This window comes from Bradyrhizobium sp. CFUWI (assembly GCF_056429085.1).
The window spans coordinates 57,584-76,246 of record NZ_JBWJZE010000011.1 but is presented as its reverse complement, the minus strand read 5'-3'; the positions used below and the strand labels follow the sequence as shown (position 1 = coordinate 76,246).

The 18,663-nt window shown below is 65.8% G+C and carries 18 protein-coding genes; 12 read left to right on the top strand and 6 right to left on the bottom strand.

Annotation, left to right across the window (positions count from 1 at the left end):
* Positions 1-478: 478 nt before the first annotated feature.
* The 8 genes from AC066S_RS23765 (at position 479) to AC066S_RS23730 (ending at position 8,383) form a co-directional block, all read left to right on the top strand.
* Positions 479-1,273, top strand: coding sequence for a MetQ/NlpA family ABC transporter substrate-binding protein (locus AC066S_RS23765; RefSeq protein ID WP_135168807.1), 795 nt, complete (start codon positions 479-481; stop codon positions 1,271-1,273).
* Between the two features lie 171 nt (positions 1,274-1,444).
* Complete coding sequence (locus tag AC066S_RS23760; protein WP_126255006.1) at positions 1,445-2,479, top strand: putative FMN-dependent luciferase-like monooxygenase; 1,035 nt, start codon at positions 1,445-1,447, stop codon at positions 2,477-2,479.
* A gap of 37 nt (positions 2,480-2,516) precedes the next feature.
* Positions 2,517-3,116 (top strand): CMD domain protein, encoded by a 600-nt coding sequence (locus AC066S_RS23755; protein WP_478270735.1) that lies wholly within the window; start codon positions 2,517-2,519, stop codon positions 3,114-3,116.
* Between the two features lie 12 nt (positions 3,117-3,128).
* The gene (locus AC066S_RS23750) at positions 3,129-3,704 is read left to right on the top strand and encodes an alkylhydroperoxidase domain protein (protein ID WP_478270734.1); all 576 of its coding nucleotides are present in this window, start codon (positions 3,129-3,131) and stop codon (positions 3,702-3,704) included.
* A gap of 58 nt (positions 3,705-3,762) precedes the next feature.
* On the top strand, positions 3,763-4,920 hold the full coding sequence (locus AC066S_RS23745) for an ABC transporter substrate-binding protein (protein ID WP_126255009.1): 1,158 nt from the start codon (positions 3,763-3,765) through the stop codon (positions 4,918-4,920).
* Positions 4,921-4,974: 54 nt separating this feature from the next.
* A complete protein-coding gene (locus AC066S_RS23740; RefSeq protein WP_126255010.1) occupies positions 4,975-6,798 on the top strand; it encodes an ABC transporter permease in 1,824 nt (607 codons plus the stop codon).
* Positions 6,798-7,646, top strand: a complete 849-nt coding sequence (locus tag AC066S_RS23735) for an ABC transporter ATP-binding protein (RefSeq protein WP_167767412.1) — start codon at positions 6,798-6,800, stop codon at positions 7,644-7,646. Before AC066S_RS23740 ends, AC066S_RS23735 begins: the two co-directional genes overlap by 1 nt.
* A complete protein-coding gene (locus AC066S_RS23730; protein ID WP_478270733.1) occupies positions 7,643-8,383 on the top strand; it encodes an ABC transporter ATP-binding protein in 741 nt (246 codons plus the stop codon). The genes AC066S_RS23735 and AC066S_RS23730 overlap by 4 nt, the downstream gene beginning before the upstream one ends.
* Before the next feature lie 3 nt (positions 8,384-8,386).
* On the opposite strand, the gene AC066S_RS23725 is transcribed toward AC066S_RS23730, so the two are convergent.
* A complete protein-coding gene (locus tag AC066S_RS23725; protein ID WP_478270732.1) occupies positions 8,387-9,898 on the bottom strand; it encodes a helicase HerA domain-containing protein in 1,512 nt (503 codons plus the stop codon).
* A 274-nt stretch (positions 9,899-10,172) separates the two neighbouring features.
* Here AC066S_RS23725 and AC066S_RS23720 point away from each other — a divergent pair, with 274 nt between their 5' ends.
* On the top strand, positions 10,173-10,757 hold the full coding sequence (locus AC066S_RS23720) for a LysE family translocator (protein ID WP_126255014.1): 585 nt from the start codon (positions 10,173-10,175) through the stop codon (positions 10,755-10,757).
* Between the two features lie 29 nt (positions 10,758-10,786).
* Here the strand turns inward: AC066S_RS23720 and AC066S_RS23715 are convergent, their stop codons facing one another.
* The 5 genes from AC066S_RS23715 to AC066S_RS23695 all read right to left on the bottom strand — a co-directional run bounded on the left by AC066S_RS23715 (position 10,787) and on the right by AC066S_RS23695 (position 16,379).
* Entirely contained in the window at positions 10,787-11,851 is a 1,065-nt protein-coding gene (locus tag AC066S_RS23715; protein WP_478270731.1) for a ketopantoate reductase family protein, read from the bottom strand.
* A gap of 254 nt (positions 11,852-12,105) precedes the next feature.
* On the bottom strand, positions 12,106-12,741 hold the full coding sequence (locus tag AC066S_RS23710) for a MarR family winged helix-turn-helix transcriptional regulator (protein ID WP_126255016.1): 636 nt from the start codon (positions 12,739-12,741) through the stop codon (positions 12,106-12,108).
* Positions 12,742-13,489: 748 nt separating this feature from the next.
* Positions 13,490-14,815: a flagellar protein export ATPase FliI gene (gene fliI / locus AC066S_RS23705; protein WP_126255017.1), complete on the bottom strand. Its 1,326-nt coding sequence runs from the start codon at positions 14,813-14,815 to the stop codon at positions 13,490-13,492.
* A gap of 43 nt (positions 14,816-14,858) precedes the next feature.
* A complete protein-coding gene (gene flgF, locus AC066S_RS23700) occupies positions 14,859-15,587 on the bottom strand; it encodes a flagellar basal-body rod protein FlgF (protein WP_126255018.1) in 729 nt (242 codons plus the stop codon).
* Positions 15,588-15,590: 3 nt separating this feature from the next.
* On the bottom strand, positions 15,591-16,379 hold the full coding sequence (locus AC066S_RS23695; protein WP_478270730.1) for a DUF1217 domain-containing protein: 789 nt from the start codon (positions 16,377-16,379) through the stop codon (positions 15,591-15,593).
* Between the two features lie 143 nt (positions 16,380-16,522).
* On the opposite strand from AC066S_RS23695, the gene motA reads away from it, so the two are divergent.
* From motA to AC066S_RS23680, 3 genes are read left to right on the top strand one after another with little or no spacing between them, the layout of a single operon-like run.
* The gene (motA, locus tag AC066S_RS23690) at positions 16,523-17,419 is read left to right on the top strand and encodes a flagellar motor stator protein MotA (RefSeq protein ID WP_126255020.1); all 897 of its coding nucleotides are present in this window, start codon (positions 16,523-16,525) and stop codon (positions 17,417-17,419) included.
* Complete coding sequence (locus AC066S_RS23685; RefSeq protein WP_126255021.1) at positions 17,416-18,357, top strand: flagellar motor switch protein FliM; 942 nt, start codon at positions 17,416-17,418, stop codon at positions 18,355-18,357. The genes motA and AC066S_RS23685 overlap by 4 nt, the downstream gene beginning before the upstream one ends.
* Positions 18,338-18,652 (top strand): hypothetical protein, encoded by a 315-nt coding sequence (locus AC066S_RS23680; RefSeq protein ID WP_478270729.1) that lies wholly within the window; start codon positions 18,338-18,340, stop codon positions 18,650-18,652. The genes AC066S_RS23685 and AC066S_RS23680 overlap by 20 nt, the downstream gene beginning before the upstream one ends.
* The last annotated feature ends 11 nt before the right edge of the window (positions 18,653-18,663 follow it).

The window sequence follows — 18,663 nt, the reverse complement described above, 5'->3', positions numbered from 1 at the left end:
GGAGAGCCCCTGTGGGCCGAGACCTGGATCGCCGCCTGAGAAACCCAGGCGACGATCCAGTGCGTACTTGACTGAACTTGGGGAAGTTCTAAGGCCGCGCCGCAACGCTAACGCGGTCACTCCCGGCGCATCAAGTTTCGTGATGTTGCGGCGGCCGGAGATTCATTGCAGCCGCCACGACATCGCCACACATGAGCCCAGGGACAGCCGGCACTGCCTGATGCCGGCCACGCCGATCTCCGGCATCGACAGCAGCAAGACCCGAGCCAGCAGCTGGCGCGCCCTGTTCGGCTGCGCCGGCCAGCGCAAGACCTTCTCGGTGAAGGACGCGGAAGGCGTCGCGGCCGCCGTCAATTCGTTTCGCGTTTGCCGCCGAATGGAGAAAGCATGCCCGCGACAGGAGCTCAATATGAATTTCCATTTCATTGATTTCGGCCTGCAGAGCAGCGAATACGGTTCCAATCATTCTCGCCGTGCCATGGAGTCCAAGATGTCGTTTCGCCTCCCCCTGATCCTGTCCACCGCGCTCGCCTTGTGGTCGGCCCCTGTCACGGCCGAGACCATCAAGATCGGCGTTACGCCGGGGCCGCATGCGCAGATCCTGGAGGCGGTGAAGCCGATCGCGGCGAAGAATGGCCTCGACATCCAGCTGCTCGAATTCTCCGACTACGTCGTGCCGAATGCTGCGCTCGATGCCGGGGAGATCCAGGCGAATTCGTTCCAGAACCAGCCTTATCTCGACAACCAGAAGGCCGATCGCGGCTACAAGATCGAGTCGGTCGCCCTGACCGTGAACTTCCCGATCGGCGTCTATTCGAAGAAGCATAAGGCCTTCGCCGACATTCCCGAGGGCGGCAAGGTCTCGATCCCGAACGATCCGACCAATGGCGGCCGCGTGCTGCTGCTGTTGCGCGATAAGGGCGTGATCAAGCTGAAGGATGGTGTCGGCTTCAAGCCGACGGTGCTCGACGTCACCGAGAATCCCAGGAAGCTGAAATTCATCGAGGTCGACGCGGCGCAGGCGCCGCGCGCGCTCGACGACGTCGATGCCGCCGCGATCAACACCAATTACGCAACCCAGGCGGGACTCGATCCGGTCAAGGATCCGATCCTGCGCGAAGACCCCAAGGGCCCCTATGTCAATCTGATCGCGGTGCGCGCGGCTGACAAGGACAAGCCCTGGGTCAAGATCCTCGTCGACAGCTACCACACGCCTGAAGTGAAGGAGTTCGTCCTCACCAAGTTCAAGGGCGCGGTGCTGCCGAGCTGGTAGGCAGTCTGCCCATGCAAAGCCCAGCGCAGGGCGATCGATCCCGGCGGGCCGCCTTACGTATGCGCCTGACGTATGAGCCCTGCGTATGAGCCTTGCGCAATGTCCGCTTGTCTGGAGCAACAGTAACCGACATCATCGGCGGACTGGCCATCCTCGTCCGACAGGGGTCGTATGAAGCGCTTTGCAAACCTGAAACGCCTGGGATTTTTCACGCGGCTGCTCGACGAGGCCCCGCCGGCGGACCGCTACCGCTTCGCGGCCGAGCAGATCGTGCGCGCCGAAAAGGCGGGCCTCGATTCCGCGTGGATCGCGCAGCATCATTTTCACGAGCGTGAGGGCGGCCTGCCGTCGCCCTTCACCTTTCTCGGCTACGTCGCAGCGCAAACCTCGCGCATCCGCCTCGGCACCGGCATCGTCACGCTGCCGCTAGAGAACGCGGTGCGGGTGGCGGAGGACGCCGCGGTGCTCGATCTCCTCTGCAACGGCCGCTTCGAGCTCGGCGTCGGCACCGGCGGCAATCCGTCGGCGTTTGCCGCCTTCGGCCTCGACAGCGCCCAGCGCAACGAGATTTTTGCCAGCAATCTCGAGGTCGTCCGCACCGCGCTGGTCGGCAAGCCGCTCGCGGGCGGCGACACGATCTATCCGCAACGGCCGCAACTGGACAAGCGGATCTGGCAGGCGACGTTCTCGGTGGCCGGCGGGGCGCGCGCCGGCAAAGCGGGCGATGGCCTGTTGCTGTCGCGCACCCAGCCGCGGACCAAGGAGGCGCCGAAGGCGACACTGGCCGAGATCCAGAATCCGGTGATCGATGCCTATCTGGACGCGCTGCCCAAGGGGGCCGAGCCGCGCATCATGGCCTCACGCAGCGTCTTCGTCGCCGACGATCATCGCGAGGCAATGCGGCTCGCAGACATTGGGCTGCGCCGTGCGCTGCCGCAATTCATGAAGGGCGGTCACGCCAAGCCCGGCGAGACGCTGGAGGAGATGATCATTGCGTTCGACACCCATGTCGGCGATGCCGATCACGTCATTGCCTCGCTGCGGGCCGACGCCACGCTGGAACGGGTGACCGATCTCGTCTTCCAGGTGCATTCGGTCGATGCGCCGCACCCTCACGTCCTGCGCTCGATCGAGCTGGTCGCGGAGAAGGTCGCGCCGGCGCTGGGCTGGACCCGGACGGCGGGCGAAGTGGCGCTGGCGGTCTAGCCGGAATGAATGTGATCGCGTTGCACGGGGCTGAATGATGCCAACTGAAGATATCATCGACACGCTCGCCGGGATCGAGCCGGGCTCGGCGCTCGACGTCATCCGCGCCCGCCGCCTGCAGGCGCGTGAGAATGCCCAGAAGAGCTATCGCTCCTTGTTCGAGCCGATCGACGCGAGCGATTTTTCGCTTGCCGAACGTGCCGCGATCGCGGCCTTCGTGACCGGGCTTCATGGCGAATCGCCCGTCGCCGCCTTCTATCGCGAGAAGCTTGCAGCGAACGCGGAAGCCGCACGCCTGGCGGAGGCGATCGACGCCGAGATCGCGCGGGGCAGGACGTCGGGCCCGTACGGCGCCTTTCCGGCTGGCCCGTTGTCGATCGAGAACAAGGCCGGGCTGATCTACCGCGTGAGTGCGGAGCGCAAGGCCGCCCTCGGGTCGCGGCTCGCCGCGGCGCTTGAGCATGCGCATCTGCTGGTGTTCCGGCCGCGCGATGCCGCGTCCGCCGACATGAAGGCGCTGCTCGCCGCCGGCTGGTCGACCACCGGCATCGTCACCTTCTCCCAGCTCGTCGCGTTCCTGTCATTCCAGCTGCGGGTCGTCAGCGGCCTGCGCACGCTCGCTGCGGCAAGCGCTTAGGAGGCCGCAATCATGAGCACCGTCAATCCCCCTGTCGTCTTCACCCAGGATGAACTCGGTTGGGTCTCCTGGATCGATCCGCTGCCCGAGGCCGAGTTGACCGAGCGGCATTACGCCGGCCTGGTCGATCGCGCCCGCGCCAAGTCGGACTATTTCCGCCTCCTGGTGCGCGATCCCGAAGTGCTGGAAGCTCGCACCAAGACCGACAAGGACATCTTCTACAACGTTGCCGACGGCCTGCCGCGTGCCGAGCGGGAGCTCGCGGCCGCCGCAACCTCGCGCTACAACGGATGCATCTATTGCGCCTCGGTGCATGCGCGCTTCGCCAGCACCTATTCCAGGCGCCGCGAGGACGTACAGCGCCTGCTCGACGAGGGCGTCGGGGCCGATCTCGGCGAGCGCTGGAATGCGGTGGTCAAGGCCTCCGTGGCGCTGGCCGCGACGCCGATCGCGTTCGGTCCCGACAATATCGCGGAGCTCCGCCGCGCCGGTCTCGACGATGCCGAGATCGTCGATGTCATCAACGGCGCCTCGTTCTTCAACTGGGCGAACCGGCTGATGCTGTCGCTCGGCGAGCCCTCGAAATAGGCAATCTCACCGGCACGAGAATTGCTGCTGTATCAACATTGAATGGATGGAGCCGTGAATGAGCAACATCGATCGCCGTACCCTGGTCAAAGGATCGCTTGCCGCCATGATGGCGGGCACAGCCTTCTCGCGCGCCGCACTGGCGCAATCCGCCGAGCCGATCCTGCTTGGGGTCAGCGGCCCCCTCACGGGCCCGAACGCCCAATATGGCGCGCAGTGGAAGCAGGGCTTTGATCTCGCGCTCGACGAGATTCACGCCGCCGGCGGCATCAACGGCCGCAAGCTTGCTTACCAGTTCGAGGACAGCCAGAGCGATCCGCGCCAGTCGGTCGCGATCGCCCAGAAATTCGTCTCCGATCCCCGCATCGTCATGGAGCTCGGCGATTTCTCGAGCCCCGCCTCGATGGCGGCCTCGCCGATCTACCAGCGCGGCGGCCTCGTGCAGTTCGGCTTCACCAACTCGCACCCCGATTTCACCAAGGGCGGCGACTTCATGTGGAGCACGTCGGTGAGCCAGGCCGACGAGCAGCCGCTGCTGGCGTCCTACGCCGTCAGGCGGCTCGGCTTGAAGAAGCTTGCCGTGCTGCACCTCAACACCGATTGGGGCCGCACCAGCCGCGACCATTTCGTCAAGGCGGCCAAGGAATACGGCGCCGAGGTCGCGATCACAGAGGGCTACATCGCCGAGGAACGCGACTTCCGCTCCACCCTGGTGCGCGTGCGCGACGCCAGCCCGGACGGGCTGATCCTGATCGCCTATTATTCCGACGGCGCACTGATCGCGCGCCAGGCCCGCCAGGTCGGCCTGAAGCAGACGATCTGCGCGGCCAGCTCGGTGTACTCGCCGAAATTCCTGGAGCTCGGCGGCGAGGCGGTCGAGGACGTCCATCTCGGCACGCGCTATTTCCCGCAGGATCCGCGGCCCGAGGTGAGGAAGTTCATCGAGGGCTTCAAGGCCAAGTACAACGGGCAGGAGCCCGACGCCTTCAACGCCTATTCCTATGACGCGATGAACATGGCCGCTGCCGTGGTGAAGATCGGCGGCACCGACCGCCGCGCCATCCGCGACGCCTTCGCCAAGGTGAAGGACGTCTCCAGCGTCATCTTCGGCAAGGCGACGTTCGACGTCGAGAGTCGCCGCGTCAAGGGCGCGATGAACGCCGAGCTCGTCGTGCGCAAGGGCCAATTCACGCTGTGGGACGGCAAGCCGACCTGACCCGATGGCCGGAGCGCGCGCTCCGGCCGCTTTCTCCCTGATTAGGAATGCTGCGTGTCCTCTTGGCTCGACCACACCATCAACGGACTGATCGTCGGCAATGTCTACGCGCTCGTTGCAGTCGGGCTCGCGCTGATCTTCGGCGTCAGCCGGCTGATCAACTTCGCGCAAGGGTCGATTTATCTGGTCGGGGCCTATATCGGCTGGATCGCGGTGGTGCAACTGCACACGCCGCTGCCTCTCACCATCATCGTGGTCGCCGTGGCCGCGGCGATCGTCGGTCTGATCATCGAGCGGTTCGGTCTGCGGCCGCTGCAGAATTCGGTGCGGATCGCGCCGCTGCTCGCGACCATCGGCATCAGCTTCGTGCTCGACCAGCTGGTGATGCTGATCTTCTCGCCCAATCCGCGCGCGCTGCCGAGCCAGTTACCCGATGTCCGCTTCCAGGTCGGTGGCGGGACGATCGGGCCACTTGATCTGCTCATTGCCGGCGTCGGCCTCACCAGTGCGCTGCTGCTGTTTATGTTCCTGCGTTACACCAAGCTCGGCTGGGCCGTGCGTGCCACCGCGCAGGACCGCGACGCCGCCATGCAGATGGGCGTCGACGTCAACCGGGTCAATCAAGCCGTGTTCGGTATCGCGGCGGCGCTCGGCGGCGTCTCCGGCATGCTGGTCGGCATGTACTACAACCAGATCGACACGGCGATGAGCCTTCAGGCGACCCTCAAGGGCGTCGTCGCGGAAGTCGTCGGCGGCGCCGGCAACGTGCCGGGCGCGGTGATCGGTAGCCTGCTGCTGGGCCTCGTCGAGAGCTATGGCGTTGCCGTGCTCGGCACCAGCTACCGGAATCTGTTCGCGTTCCTGCTGCTGGTCCTCGTGCTGGTGCTGCGGCCGAATGGCCTGTTCGTCAGTCCCCGGCAGGCACCGCCCGAGCCGCTCACCGGCACGTTCATCGCGCCGAGCCGCCCGGTGAATATTCCGCGCTGGGCGCTGTTGGTCGCCGTTGCCGGCTTTGCGATCCTGCCGCTGTTTCCGGTATCCTTCTACGTGCTCCAGACCCTGATCAATGCCTGGCTGCTTGGCATGCTCGCGCTCAGTCTGACGCTGGTTGCGGGCACGATGGGGCAGGTCTCGCTCGGTCATGCCGCGCTGCTTGCGATCGGCGCCTACACCTCCGCATTGCTGTCGCTGACGCTGGCCGTTCCGGCCGGACTTGCCGTCATCGGCGGTGGCCTGATGAGCGCTGCGCTCGGCACCCTCTTGATCTCGCCGTCCTTCCGCCTGCGCGGTCATTACGTGTCGATCGCGACGCTCGCGATCGGCGAGATCGTGGCGCTGGTGATCCTGAACTGGGAGAGCGTGACGCGCGGCCCGATCGGCATCTCCGGCATCCCACCGCTGGCTCTGTTCGGCTATGAACTGATCAGCCCGACCTCGGTCTACTGGTTCAGCCTTGCGGTGATGGTCGTGCTGGCGCTGCTGCAGGGGCGGCTGCTCACCTCGCATCTCGGCCGCAGCTTTCGCGCTATCAGAGACGACGACATCGCCGCGCGCGCCTATGGCCTCAGCCTGAATCGCTACAAGTCGCTCGCCTTCATCTTCGGCGGCTTCGCCGCCGGCGTCAGCGGCGGCATCGCCGCGCATCTCTACTCCTACATCAACCACGAGACCTTCAACACGCAGCAATCCATCCTGGCGCTGACCGTCGTCATCCTCGGCGGCCTCGGCAACGTCCTCGGCGCGATCGTCGGGTCGGTCGCGCTGGTCGGCCTGCCTGAGGTGTTTCGGATCGCGGCGGAGTACCGCATCCTGATCTACGGCATCGTTCTCTTGCTGCTGGTGCGGTTCAGGCCGCAGGGCCTGCTGGGGACGATCTGATGGAGAAGCAGCTTCACTCCATGCTGTCCCTGCGCGGCCTGACGCGCCGCTTCGGCGGCCTCACCGCCGTCGACGCCATCGACCTCGATCTCGCCAAAGGCGAGCTGGTCAGCATCATCGGCCCGAACGGCGCCGGCAAGACCACGCTGTTCAACCTCGTCACCGGCCTCGACCGGCCCGACGCGGGTACGGTTCACTTCGAAGGCCAGGAGATCACCGGCCTGTCCCCGGAGCGGCTCGCGGCCGAAGGCATCGCGCGCACCTTTCAGCTTGGCCGCGTGTTCGGCAATCTCAGCGTGATGGACAACGTCCTGATCGGCGCGCACACGCGCTTGCGCGCGGTGAAGCCGGCCGTGCCGGTCATCGGCCCGCTGCTGGAGCTTGGCCTTGCGCTGTTGCGTCCCGCCAGTGTCAAGGCAGAGGAGGAGCGGCTGCGGGACGAGGTGAGGGCCATTCTCGCGCGCTTCGGCGAGCGGCTCTTGCCGCGGATCGACCAGCCCGCCTATAGCCTGTCCTACGCCAACCGCCGCCGCGTCGAGATCGCGCGCGCGCTGGCGCTGAAGCCGCGGCTGCTGCTGCTCGATGAGCCCACCGCCGGCATGAACCCGACCGAGACCGCGGAGATGCAGGGGCTCGTCGCCGAATTGAAAGCCGAAGGGCTGACCATCCTGCTGATCGAGCACAAGCTCGAGATGGTGATGCGCCTGTCCGACCGCGTCATCGTCATGGACGAGGGCAAGAAGATCGCGGAGGGGCCGGGCGAGCAGGTGCGGACCGATCCCAAGGTGATCGAGGCCTATCTCGGCCACGGACTGTCGGGGACGGCGGAGCAGGAGAGCGCGGCATGACGACGAGCGCCCCGGAACCGCTGCTGACACTGTCGAACGTCAATACGTTCTACGGCCAGGCCCAGGTGCATTTCGACCTGTCGATCACGGTCGCGCGCGGCCACATCGTCTGCCTGCTCGGCGGCAATGCCAGCGGCAAGTCGACGACGATGAAGATCATCCTTGGGCTCGTCAAACCGCGCTCGGGCGAGGTGGCCTTCGACGGCGCCTCGCTCATCGGGCTGACGACGCCGCAGATCGTCCGGCGCGGCATCGCCTCGGTGCCGGAGGCGCGGCGGCTGTTTGCGGACATGAGCGTGCGCGAGAACATCCTGATGGGCGCCTTCGTGCGCAACGATCGCGAGGCGATCGCGCAGGATCTCGACAGGATGCTGACACTGTTTCCGAAGCTCGGCCAGCGGCTGTCGCAGCGTGCCGGCTCGCTCTCCGGCGGCGAGCAGCAGATGGTGGCGATGGCGCGCGCGCTGATGAGCCGCCCCCGCATGATCGTGATGGACGAGCCGACCATGGGCCTGTCGCCGCTCTATGTCGATCGCGTGCTGGAGCTGATCAGGACCATCAACCAGGAGGGCGTCTCGGTGTTCATGGTCGAGCAGAACGCCAGCCTCGCGCTCGAGATCGCGCATGAGGCCTATGTGCTGCAGACCGGCAAGATCGTGCTGTCGGGCCCGGCGCGGGCGTTGAAGGACGACCCCCGCATCCGCGACGCCTATCTCGGCGGCTCCGAGGCGGCCTGACCTTCAGGCCGACGCCGCGCTCGCGACCTGCTCGGCCGGCAAATCATCGCCGTTGGGGTCGCCCGGCGCGGTGGCCCAGGCCAGCTCCACCAGCGTCACGATGCGGCGACCGCCGCCGTCGAGCTGGACCACGATCAGGCCCTGCTCCTCCATGTAGCCGAGCAGCCGCTGCGCCCGGCGCAGCGAATGCGAGCCATAGGCGCGGGCGATCGCGGCATCGCCGGGGCAGGGCCAGCCTTCCTTGGCGGCGCGCGCGATCATCATGAACACGCCCTGCATGTCGTCGGGCAGAATCGACGCGCGCAGCGACACGTCCTGCCAGGCGTCGTCTTCAGTGAGATCGGTGCCGAGCCCGGCACGCGCATGCGTCAGCATGCGGCGAAACTCGTTGAGGTCGGGCACCGCCGACCCGAGGCCCTCGATGCGGCAGCGGACCACGAACTCCTGGTAGAGCACGCCGATGGCGCGGAAGCCCGCGTCGGGCGCGGCGAGCACGGCCCGCAGCGTACGGTCCACGCGCTCGCGCCGCTCGGCGAGCTCCTCGGCGCTGACCGGCACCTCGACCGCTTCCGGCTGGATCACCGGGGCGGCGGCCTTGGCGGCACGAAGCTGCTCCAGCAGATCCGGCGCCGGCCGGCGCTGCGGCCGGCTGGCATCGGGCGGCGGCGCGGCCAGGATCACGGCGCGCGCATCCTCCAGCGTCGCTTCCGGCAGCGGCATCAGGCGCGGCGTCGAGTTGCGCGGAGAGGTGTCGGTCGGGCCGATGTTCAGGCGCAGCGGACGTCGCGACAGCGCAGGTCCCAGCGCCATGAACTGTCCTCGCTCGAGATCGCGAAAGGCCTCGGCCTGCCGCCGCTCCATGCCGAGCAGATCGGCGGCGCGCGCCATGTCGATGTCGAGGAAGGTCCGGCCCATCAGGAAGTTGGAGGCTTCCGCAGCGACGTTCTTGGCGAGCTTCGCCAAACGCTGCGTCGCGATGATGCCGGCAAGGCCGCGCTTGCGACCGCGGCACATCAGGTTGGTCATGGCGCCGAGCGAGAGCTTTCGCGCTTCGTCCGAGACTTCGCCCGCCACCGCCGGCGCGAACAGCTGCGCCTCGTCGACGACCACGAGCATCGGATACCAATGGTCGCGGTCGACGTCGAACAGGCCGCCGAGAAACGCGGCGGCGCGCCGCATCTGGTTCTCCGAGTCGAGACCTTCGAGATTGAGAACGGTGGAGACGCGATGCAGCCGCGCGCGTTCGCCGGCAACCTGAAGGCCGCGCTCGGTGTGATCCTCGGCCTCGATCACCAGATGGCCGAAGCGCTCGGCCAGCGTGACGAAATCGCCTTCGGGGTCGATGATGGCCTGCTGCACCCAGGGCGCACTCTGTTCCAGGAGCCGCCGCAGCAAATGCGATTTGCCGGAACCGGAATTGCCCTGCACGAGGAGGCGGGTCGCCAAGAGTTCCTCGAGGTCCATGGCGGCCGCGGCGCCCGCCGTGGTCCGCCCCATCTCGATCGCAACCGTCATGTCCCCGACTCAAGTCCTCGTCATTCGCGGACAGCGGCTTATCAATCCCGTCGCGGCGCGTCGAGCGGCACGGGGCTGTCATGCCGCGTTGCCCACGGCGGCGTTCCCGGTCTGATTCGATTTGCCGTAGAAGTGCGGGACGAGAGGGGGGCTTGCGGATCGTCGTCCTCGTTCGCGGGCATTTCGGCGGCTTCGGCGCCGATTCCGGGCTTTGGGGACCGGATTCGATGATGAAGATCAAACCAGCCTGGCCCCGGGCCTGGTAATCAGGCGCATGAGCTTTCTGACCTTCCTCGCAGCGACCTATTTCCTGCTCGCCGTGCCCGGGCCGACCAACACCTTGCTCGCGACATCGGGCGCGGGGATCGGCATGGCGCGCTCGCTTCATCTGCTCGTTGCCGAGCTGTGCGGCTATCTGCTGGCGATTGCCGTGCTGCGGCTCGCGCTCGGCCCCATCGTCAGCGATATCCCGATCGCGGCGCTCGTGCTTCGCGTCGCGGTGACCGTCTATATCCTCTGCCTCGCCTTCATGCTCTGGCGGGTCAACACACGCGAGCTTCGCGATGGTGCACCGGTGACGTTCGGCCAAGTGCTGCTTGCGACGCTGCTCAACCCGAAAGCGCTCGTGTTCGCTTTCCTGCTCCTGCCGCTCGAGGCTGGGCCGCTCGAATTGCTGCCCTGGTTCGGCGCGATCGCGCTTCAGATTCTCACGGCTGGCGCCGCGTGGATCGCGCTCGGCGCAACTCTCGGCCGTGGCGCCCGTCGCCTCGGCCAACCCCACTTGGTCACGCGCATCGGCGCGGTCACGCTGGTTGCCGTGACCGGCCTGATCTGGCTTCAATCCTTCCTGACGGCCTGAAGCGCCGCGCCCCGCCCGTAACGGCGCGCCTACTGCGCGCCGGAGCCGCCCTGCACGATCTTCTCGTTCAGCTTCTGGTCCACCGTGTCGACCGTGCGGTCGATCTCGGCGTTGGGCACGCCGAGCTGATGCGAGATCAGCTTCACCAGGAGGTCGACGCGCTCGATGAAGGGCGCGCCGCTTGCGACCGCCCGTGCGGCCGAGGACGGCTTGAGCAGGCTCTCGGCGGCCTTGGCGTATTTTGCGAACGGCACCTGGTCCTGCGGATCGGCGCCGAGGCGGCGCGCGATCGCGTCGACATGGTCGTAGATCGTCTGCGAGCGCTTGAGGTCGCCGTGCACGGCGTCCCGGATCGACTGCGGCTCGTGCGGGGTGATGCAGCGGTAATTGCCGGTCAGCAGCATCGACCATTTCGCCAGCGGCACGAACAGGGAATCGAATACTTTCAGCTTCACCGGAACGTCGTGGCCGTCGAGCGTCACCGCATCGATGTCGGCTTCGAGTTCGCGCAGCACCTTGTTGTGCTTCTCGTCGGCAAAGACCGACGCCTTGAAGTTGGTGGGCAGGCCGACATGCAGCACGTTCGCCGCTTCTTCCGGCGGACGGAACGCCTGCGGGTCGGGCGAGCACAGCGTCACCAGCCCCGGCTCGAACCGCTCCCACACCTGAGCGTTGGTGTAGGCCTCTTCCAGATCCATGTCGGCGAGCGCCGGAATCCGCTTCAGATAGGGCAGCGGCGGCATGTTCATGATCGACAGGCACGGCAGCTTCGCCGCGGCGATCTTGACCATGAGCACGCGCACCGTGTGGTTGGTGTATTGCGGCTCCTGCATCGCAAGGCCGACCAGATCGTAGCGGGAGAGATCGACATTGGCGGGGGTCACCGCGTCGAGCTTGCCCGGAAGGTCGCGCGAGAAGATCGCCCGGTGCACCGCCTCGTCACGCAACTTGATGCGCACCTCGGTACCTTCGCGATTGATCAGCTGCGCGGTCTTGGCGCGGCAGACCAGGGTCACGTTGTGGCCGGCCATCAGCAGCTTCGTGCCCAGCAGCGAGCCGTAAGAAGCCCCGAGAATCAATATGTTGCGCGCCATGCTCCGTCCCTTTGACAATCTGTCTGTGCGATTTTTCAGCCTCGGCCGTCATCCGCGGGCGAGTTGCCGGCATGTAAAGCGAAGTGCGCTGGGATGGCAACTGGGATAATGCATACAAGGCCGCGATGCCTGGGGCGAGCGCGGGAGCAATCCAGAATTGCCCGCGGGGGATTCTGAATTGCTTCGTCGCAAGGGCTCGCCGCAAGGAGGATGAAGGCGCTACCCGGGCTATTCGCCCGGAGATCGCGCGCGCTTCAGCCCTGGCTCGCGATCCGCGCGCGGTCGAGATGCTCCTCGATCTTCGGGCGGTCTCGGGTGCGCTCGAAGCTGGTGCACAGCAATTCGGTTTCCTCGAGCGAGACCGGGGCGCGATACAGCCGGCACATGAACTCGGCGCCTGCGCGTCCCTTGGGAGTAGCCGGGCCGCGTTCGGCGAGAAACATGCAGTCACGGCAGATGCTGGCATCGAGCCGCTGATGGGCCGCGTCGAGGTGATTGAGGACGTCGCGGAGCGAGTCGCGCAGCCCGACGCATCCGTCGTTCCCGAGTGCCGCGACCGCATTCACCACGTGATTGATCGGGTCGTGCTGGTTGAGGCATTTCTCGCCCTGGGCGGTGACGTGCAGGACGACGGAGCGCTTGTCCTCCTGCGACGGCTTCCTCACCAGATAGGACTTGCTTTCCAGCGTCTTCACGATTTGCGATGCAGTCGCTCTGGTGGAGCCGATGAAGCCGGCAAGCGCGGACGGCGTGCGCGAAAACCTGTTGGCTCGGCCGAGAAAGCGCAGCGCCATCCATTCCCGATCGCGCAGTCCATGCCGATTGCCTTCGAAATACCAAGCCCTCGCCGCTTGAACCAGCAGCTCGACGGCTTCTCGTGCCAATGGCATGAATCTACCTCGTCCCCGGAACTTCGTCTGCGGCGTCTCGACGCCGCTTTGCGCCCTGGCTCACGAATCCGTCGAGAGACGCCGGACGGCTGAAGGTGTCCGATGAGAAAATCGTGCCGAGCTCTAGCGTCGTCGTTGCACGGGAGCCCGAGTCGCCGCCGCGAGCAGACGATGGATCGGAGTAGTTCAACCGAGGCCCCTAAAGTTCAGTCACGAGCAGACGTTTCTGTATTCAACCAAAACGATGAATGAGCTTCTCAACAAAATCAAGTCAAGACACTCGGGGAGACTGGATGTCGTTGCACTCGAATGTAACGTTCAAGACAATCTCCTTCGTCGGAACACATGATGGTGAACGCGGCGAACGCGATACGTTGCGCAACGAGCAGCATGTACGCAACTGTGCGACGGTTTGATTGCACGGCGCGTTGTTGTCTGTCGTTGATGCAAGTTGATCGCTGCTTGTGCACGACGACGATGTCTATCGCGAGGTCATTCACAATCGTACGATCTCCAAGGCGAATGATCAGGGAACTCACAGAAATTGCACGCGACGGTTGTTTGGGCGCATGCCCCGAATCGCCCCATCCATCGTCACCGTCCTGTTCTGTCGCCCGATGTGCGGGCACTGGAAGTCGGTGGCGGCCGTGCACGTGCATGCGCTGGAAGCGTGGCGCGCATGCGCAATCGCTTGTCGATAACGCGGAGCGATGCGAGGGCACCGTGCGCCGGCAGGCGCTCCGAGCTGCTAGTCGCCCTTGAGCATGTCCCGCAGCTCGCGGAACGGATCGGCGCTCGGCGGAGCCGAAGCGCCTTGCCGCATCGCGTTGTAGATTCTCGGAACCATGTCGACCGCCTGGTCGAGACCCGAATCACGTCCCGACTGATATCCGCCCATCAGGCGAAGATCGCGCGTGTCCTCGTATTGCGCGATCATGGCGCGCAGCTTGCTCACCAATTCGCGCTCCTCGGGGTCCCAGATGTTATGGGCGAGCCGGGAGACCGAAGCCAGAACGTCGACGGCGGGATAGCGCGCCTGGTCGGCGATCTGCCTGGACAGCACGATATGTCCATCGAGGGTGCTGCGGATGGTGTCCGCGATCGGCTCGTTGTGATCGTCGCCATCGACCAGCACGGAGAAGATCCCGGTGATGGTGCCGGAGCCTTCCTCGCCGGGGCCGGCGCGCTCCAACAGGCGCGGCAGGTCGGTGAAGACCGACGGCGCGTAGCCGCGCGCGACCGCGGGCTCGCCGGCCGCGAGAGCGACCTCGCGGGCGGCGTGGGCGAAACGGGTGATCGAATCGACCATGAGCAGCACCGATTCGCCCCGGTCGCGGAAATATTCGGCGACCGCCATCGCCGTCTTCGGCGCCAGCCGCCGCATCATCGGGCTTTCGTCGCCCGTCGACACGATGGTGACGGCGCGCTGGCGGTCGTTGCCCAGCACGTCCTCGATGAACTCGCGCACCTCGCGGCCACGCTCGCCGACCAGGGCCAGCACGACGGTGTCGAAACCCTGGCTGCGGGCGAGCATCGCCAGCAGCGTCGATTTGCCGACGCCGGAGCCGGCGAAGATGCCGACGCGCTGGCCGGCGCAGATCGGCGCGAACAGGTCGATGACGCGCACGCCGGTGCGCAGCGGCTTGTGCACGCGTGCGCGTTTCATGGCCGACGGCGCCTCGGCCTCTGCCGAGACCGTAAGGGAGCCCGGCGTGAGGGGACCCTGTCCGTCGAGCGGCGCGCCGAGAGCGTTGATGACGCGGCCCTTCCAGCTCGGATCGGGCGCAAAGGACAAGGGCGGCATCCGGTAGGCGGCCGAGCCGAGGCCGCCGGCGAAGTGCCGGTCGAACGGCTTGGCAACGATGCCGTCGCTGTCGATCCGCACCACCTCGCCGATCTGGGGCTTACCGGCCGAATTGACGCCGATGAGCTCGCCGAGCCTGACGAAGCGCGACAGGCCGGAGACACGGAAGTGCGTCGGCGCGATCTCGGAGATCGCACCGCTGACGCTTGCCAGGGGAGTGCTCTGCTGAAGCTCCAGCAGCGCCCACTCGAGTTGCCGAAGAGCGTTCAAGGAAACCGTCCAACCTCAATCCTGGTGCGCGCGAGGCGCGCTTCTACTTGCCGGGTTCGCCCAGCGTCCGAATGGCGTTCTGAAGCGAGCTCTCGGTGCCCTCGATCATCGAATTGGTGCCGTCGAAGGCGCGCGAGGCCGCGATCAGCTTGGTCAATTCCATCATGGGATTGGCCCCGGAGCCCTCGACATAGCCCTGCTTGAAGCCGTCGCGGGAGAAATCGGCGATGGCGGTCGCGGGCCGGTCCGGCGTCACGCCGGAATTGCCGTAGCGTTCGAGATTGGCATCAGCGGGGATGTTGAACAGGCCGATGGTGCCGATCTCGTTGTTGTCCTGGGTGATCGCACCGCTGCGGGCGATCGAGATCGGCCCGCCGTTCGGGTCGAGCGTGATCTGCGCGCCGCCGGAATCGACGATCGGAAAGCCGCTCACGGTCTGAAGATCGCCGTTGGGGGCGATCTGGAGGCGGCCGTCGCGGGTATAGACCGTGCCGTTCGGACCGGCGAAGGCGATCCAGCCCTGTCCGACCACGGCGACGTCGAGCGGGTTGCCGCTCTCGGTGATGTTGCCCATCTCGCGCGAGATGATGTTGTCGCCGGGCGAAGAGAAGGCGACCGGGTTCGGGCCCGCCTTGGACAGCACGGTCTCGAACTTCACCACGTCGGTGCGGAACGCCGCCGTGTTCACGTTGGCGACGTTGTTGGCGATCGTCTGGAGGCGCTTTTCGAGCGCGACCTGCGCCGACAATCCCACATAGAGGGCCGATTGCATGTGCTACTTTCCGAACCGGATGGACTGGAGTTTCGAGAGCATGTCGATATCCATTCCGGCCGACGTCGACGCGCCGCCGATCAGGACCAGCGCGGGATTGGTCGAGCTGTCGCTCTGGGCCTGGGTCGCGTCCCACATCGCCGCAAAGCGCTGCACGAACCTGGTGACCTTGGCCGGATCCTGGAAATCGGTGAGCTTGACCTTGTTCGTGATCATCTTGGCCTGGGCGTCGATGTCGGCGGCGCTGATCGTCGAGGGCAGGCCGAGCGCGGTCTGAACCACCTGCGTCAGCGCCTTGTCGGCGAGGACCTGGTAGGCGGTGGTGATCGTGGAGGCCTTGCGGGTGAAATAGAGCGCCAGCCGCAGGCCCTCGTTCTGGTCGCCGGCCTTCTGCTCCATCGTCTGTCTGACGTATTGAGTCGCCGTTCCGGTCGTGGCCTGGGTGGTCTTGGTCGCATTGCTGCCGAGGGCGGCGAAATTGAAGGCGGCGGCGAATTCCCGGTAGCGCGTGTCGGTCAGCTTGTTGGCGAAGGTGTTCTTGTTCGCGATACCCTCGGTCAGCACCTTGCGCATGAACGCCTTGGCATAGGTCATGTCGCTGAGGCCGTAGGCCTTCATCGCATAGGAATAGAGGCGATAGTCCTTCAGGAAATCGTCGATCGTCTTCACGTTGCCGATGTGGCTCAGGAAGTAATCGGTCTCGCGGCTGACGTCCGGCTGCTTCGCGACCTGCGTCAGCGACTTGCCCATGTCCCTGGTCAGTCGGGTGTAGTCCGCGATGGTGGATAGCATGACACGCGCCTCTCTGGCCGCCGTTGCGACGCGGCGTCAAGGTGCCGCCAATTGCTTGCGCGAGGCTGGCGATGCGGGAAGCCAGCTTCGCGCAAGGCTCGCCGACTAGATATTCCCGATGGGATCGGCGATGGAGCGGCGCGTTGGGCAGTTTCGTGGGGGTTTTCATCACGGTAGCGGCGCTGCTCGGCGGCTTTGCCGCCATGGGCGGGCATCTGGCCGTGCTCATGCAGCCCTGGGAGTTCGTGATCATCATCGGCACCGCGGTCGGCACCTTCATCGTCGCCAATCCGTGGAAGACGGTCGTGGACACCGGCGTCGCCTGCCTGCAGGCCATCACCGGCGCGGTGCCGAGTGAGCGCTACTATCTCGACCTGCTCGGGGCGCTTCATGCCCTGATGCGCGAGCTCAGGGGCAAGGGCCGCAACGAGGTGGAAGCGCATATCGACGATCCCGCCTCTTCCGAGATCTTCAAGGCGTTCCCGAGCGTGCTCGGTGATCCCTCGCTGCTCCAGTTCATCTGCGATTACGTCCGCCTCATCATCATGGGCAATGCGCGCACGCATGAGATCGAGGCCCTGATGGACGAGGAGATTCACACCATCGTGAAGACCAAGTTGATGCCTTACCATGCGCTGGTGACGGTATCCGAGGCGCTGCCGGCGCTCGGCATCGTCGCTGCGGTGCTCGGCGTCATCAAGGCGATGGGCGCGCTCGACCAGTCGCCGAAGCTGCTGGGCGGCTTCATCGGCGCGGCGCTGGTCGGCACCTTCGCCGGCATCTTTCTGTCCTACGGCGTGCTTTCACCCTTCGCGATCAAGATCAAGATGACCCGCGAGAAGAAGTGCCGGCCCTACATCATCGTCAAGCAGACGCTGCTGGCCTTCATGAACGGCGCGATGCCGCAGATCGCCGTCGAGCACGGCCGCAAGATGATCGCGAGCAGCGAGCGCCCGTCGATCGACGTTGTCGAGAACGAGACGATCGCAGGTCCCAAGGCCGCCGTCACCGAGCCCGAACCCAAGGCTGCCCGCGCATGATGATGGAAGACGTCGAAGTCGATCAGCGCAAGCAGCTGCCGAACTACCTGCTGGACGCCGCCGGCATATCGATCGAACGCATGCCGATGCTCAATGTGATCTTCGATCGCATGGCGGCATCGTGCACCGACAGCCTGCAGCCGATGGCCGGAACGCCCTGCTATTTCTCGGTCAATGGCATCACCAACGACCGCGTCGGCGACATCGTCAAGGACTACGAGGCCAACGCGGTCGCCGCCGTGCTCTATGCCGAGCAGTGGGATTCGCGCGTCATCATCATGCTCGATCGCGATTTCGTGTTCACGATGGTCGAGGCGATGTTCGGCTCCGACGGTGCCGAGCCGCCGCTCGACGTCGAGCGCGCGTTCTCGAACATCGAAATCCGGCTGGTGCAGGCGCTGTTCGAGCGCTTCGCCAAGGCGCTGCAATCCGCCTTCGCCGGCACCTCCAACGTCACCTTCCGCGTCGAGCGGGTCGAGACCGCGATGGCTTCGCTGGCGATCGGGCGAAGCGGCAACATGTCGATCTGCGCGAACATCATGCTGCAGGCGCTGTACCGCGGCGGCCAGATGTTCCTGATCATTCCGCACTCCGCGCTCAACCCGCTCCGGCAGAAGCTGGCCCACGTCGTCGTCAGCGACGGTCGCGCTTCCGATCCGCGCTGGCGCGAGCAGATGGAGAGCGAGGTCCAAAGGACCGAGGTGACGCTGAGCGCGGTGCTCGACGAAAAGATGCTGACCCTCGGCGACGTCGTCAAGTTCCATGTCGGGCAGGTGCTCGAGCTCGAAGCTACGCCGCGCACGCTGGCCCGTCTCGAAAGCAACAATCAAGTGCTGTTCTGGTGTCAGATCGGCCAGCTTGATGGCTATTACGCCATGCAGGTGGCCGATCCCGTGGATCAGAAACGGGAGTTCGTCGATGATATCCTATCTCGTTGATGCCGTGTTGCTGATCGCGCTCGCCTTCACCAGCATGCGGGTGACCCGGATGCACCGCGAGCTGGCGCGCTTGCGCAGCTACCAGGGCGAGTTCTCCACCATCGTGCACGAGACGGCGGGCGCCTTCGACACGGTCATCAGCGCGGCGCATGATTCCACCGCCAATCTCGGGCGGCTCGCCAACGTGCTGACCACCAAGATCGATCAGGCCCATGAGGCGATCGCGGCGCTCGACGCCCGCGCCGGGCTTGCGCCGGCCGCGACCGCAGGCGGCGCCGAAGTGAACAAGCACTGAAGCCGAAGCCG

Bases quoted from the DNA above. Each gene is read 5' to 3' on its own strand.
- AC066S_RS23680 (WP_478270729.1), top strand. From the start codon at position 18,338: ATGATATCCTATCTCGTTGATGCCGTGTTGCTGATCGCGCTCGCCTTC.
- AC066S_RS23695 (WP_478270730.1), bottom strand. From the start codon at position 16,379: ATGCTATCCACCATCGCGGACTACACCCGACTGACCAGGGACATGGGC.
- AC066S_RS23750 (WP_478270734.1), top strand. From the start codon at position 3,129: ATGAGCACCGTCAATCCCCCTGTCGTCTTCACCCAGGATGAACTCGGT.
- AC066S_RS23710 (WP_126255016.1), bottom strand. From the start codon at position 12,741: ATGCCATTGGCACGAGAAGCCGTCGAGCTGCTGGTTCAAGCGGCGAGG.
- AC066S_RS23715 (WP_478270731.1), bottom strand. From the start codon at position 11,851: ATGGCGCGCAACATATTGATTCTCGGGGCTTCTTACGGCTCGCTGCTG.
- flgF (WP_126255018.1), bottom strand. From the start codon at position 15,587: ATGCAATCGGCCCTCTATGTGGGATTGTCGGCGCAGGTCGCGCTCGAA.
- AC066S_RS23760 (WP_126255006.1), top strand. From the start codon at position 1,445: ATGAAGCGCTTTGCAAACCTGAAACGCCTGGGATTTTTCACGCGGCTG.
- AC066S_RS23765 (WP_135168807.1), top strand. From the start codon at position 479: ATGGAGTCCAAGATGTCGTTTCGCCTCCCCCTGATCCTGTCCACCGCG.
- AC066S_RS23725 (WP_478270732.1), bottom strand. From the start codon at position 9,898: ATGACGGTTGCGATCGAGATGGGGCGGACCACGGCGGGCGCCGCGGCC.
- AC066S_RS23720 (WP_126255014.1), top strand. From the start codon at position 10,173: ATGAGCTTTCTGACCTTCCTCGCAGCGACCTATTTCCTGCTCGCCGTG.
- AC066S_RS23735 (WP_167767412.1), top strand. From the start codon at position 6,798: ATGGAGAAGCAGCTTCACTCCATGCTGTCCCTGCGCGGCCTGACGCGC.
- AC066S_RS23755 (WP_478270735.1), top strand. From the start codon at position 2,517: ATGCCAACTGAAGATATCATCGACACGCTCGCCGGGATCGAGCCGGGC.
- AC066S_RS23685 (WP_126255021.1), top strand. From the start codon at position 17,416: ATGATGATGGAAGACGTCGAAGTCGATCAGCGCAAGCAGCTGCCGAAC.
- AC066S_RS23730 (WP_478270733.1), top strand. From the start codon at position 7,643: ATGACGACGAGCGCCCCGGAACCGCTGCTGACACTGTCGAACGTCAAT.
- AC066S_RS23745 (WP_126255009.1), top strand. From the start codon at position 3,763: ATGAGCAACATCGATCGCCGTACCCTGGTCAAAGGATCGCTTGCCGCC.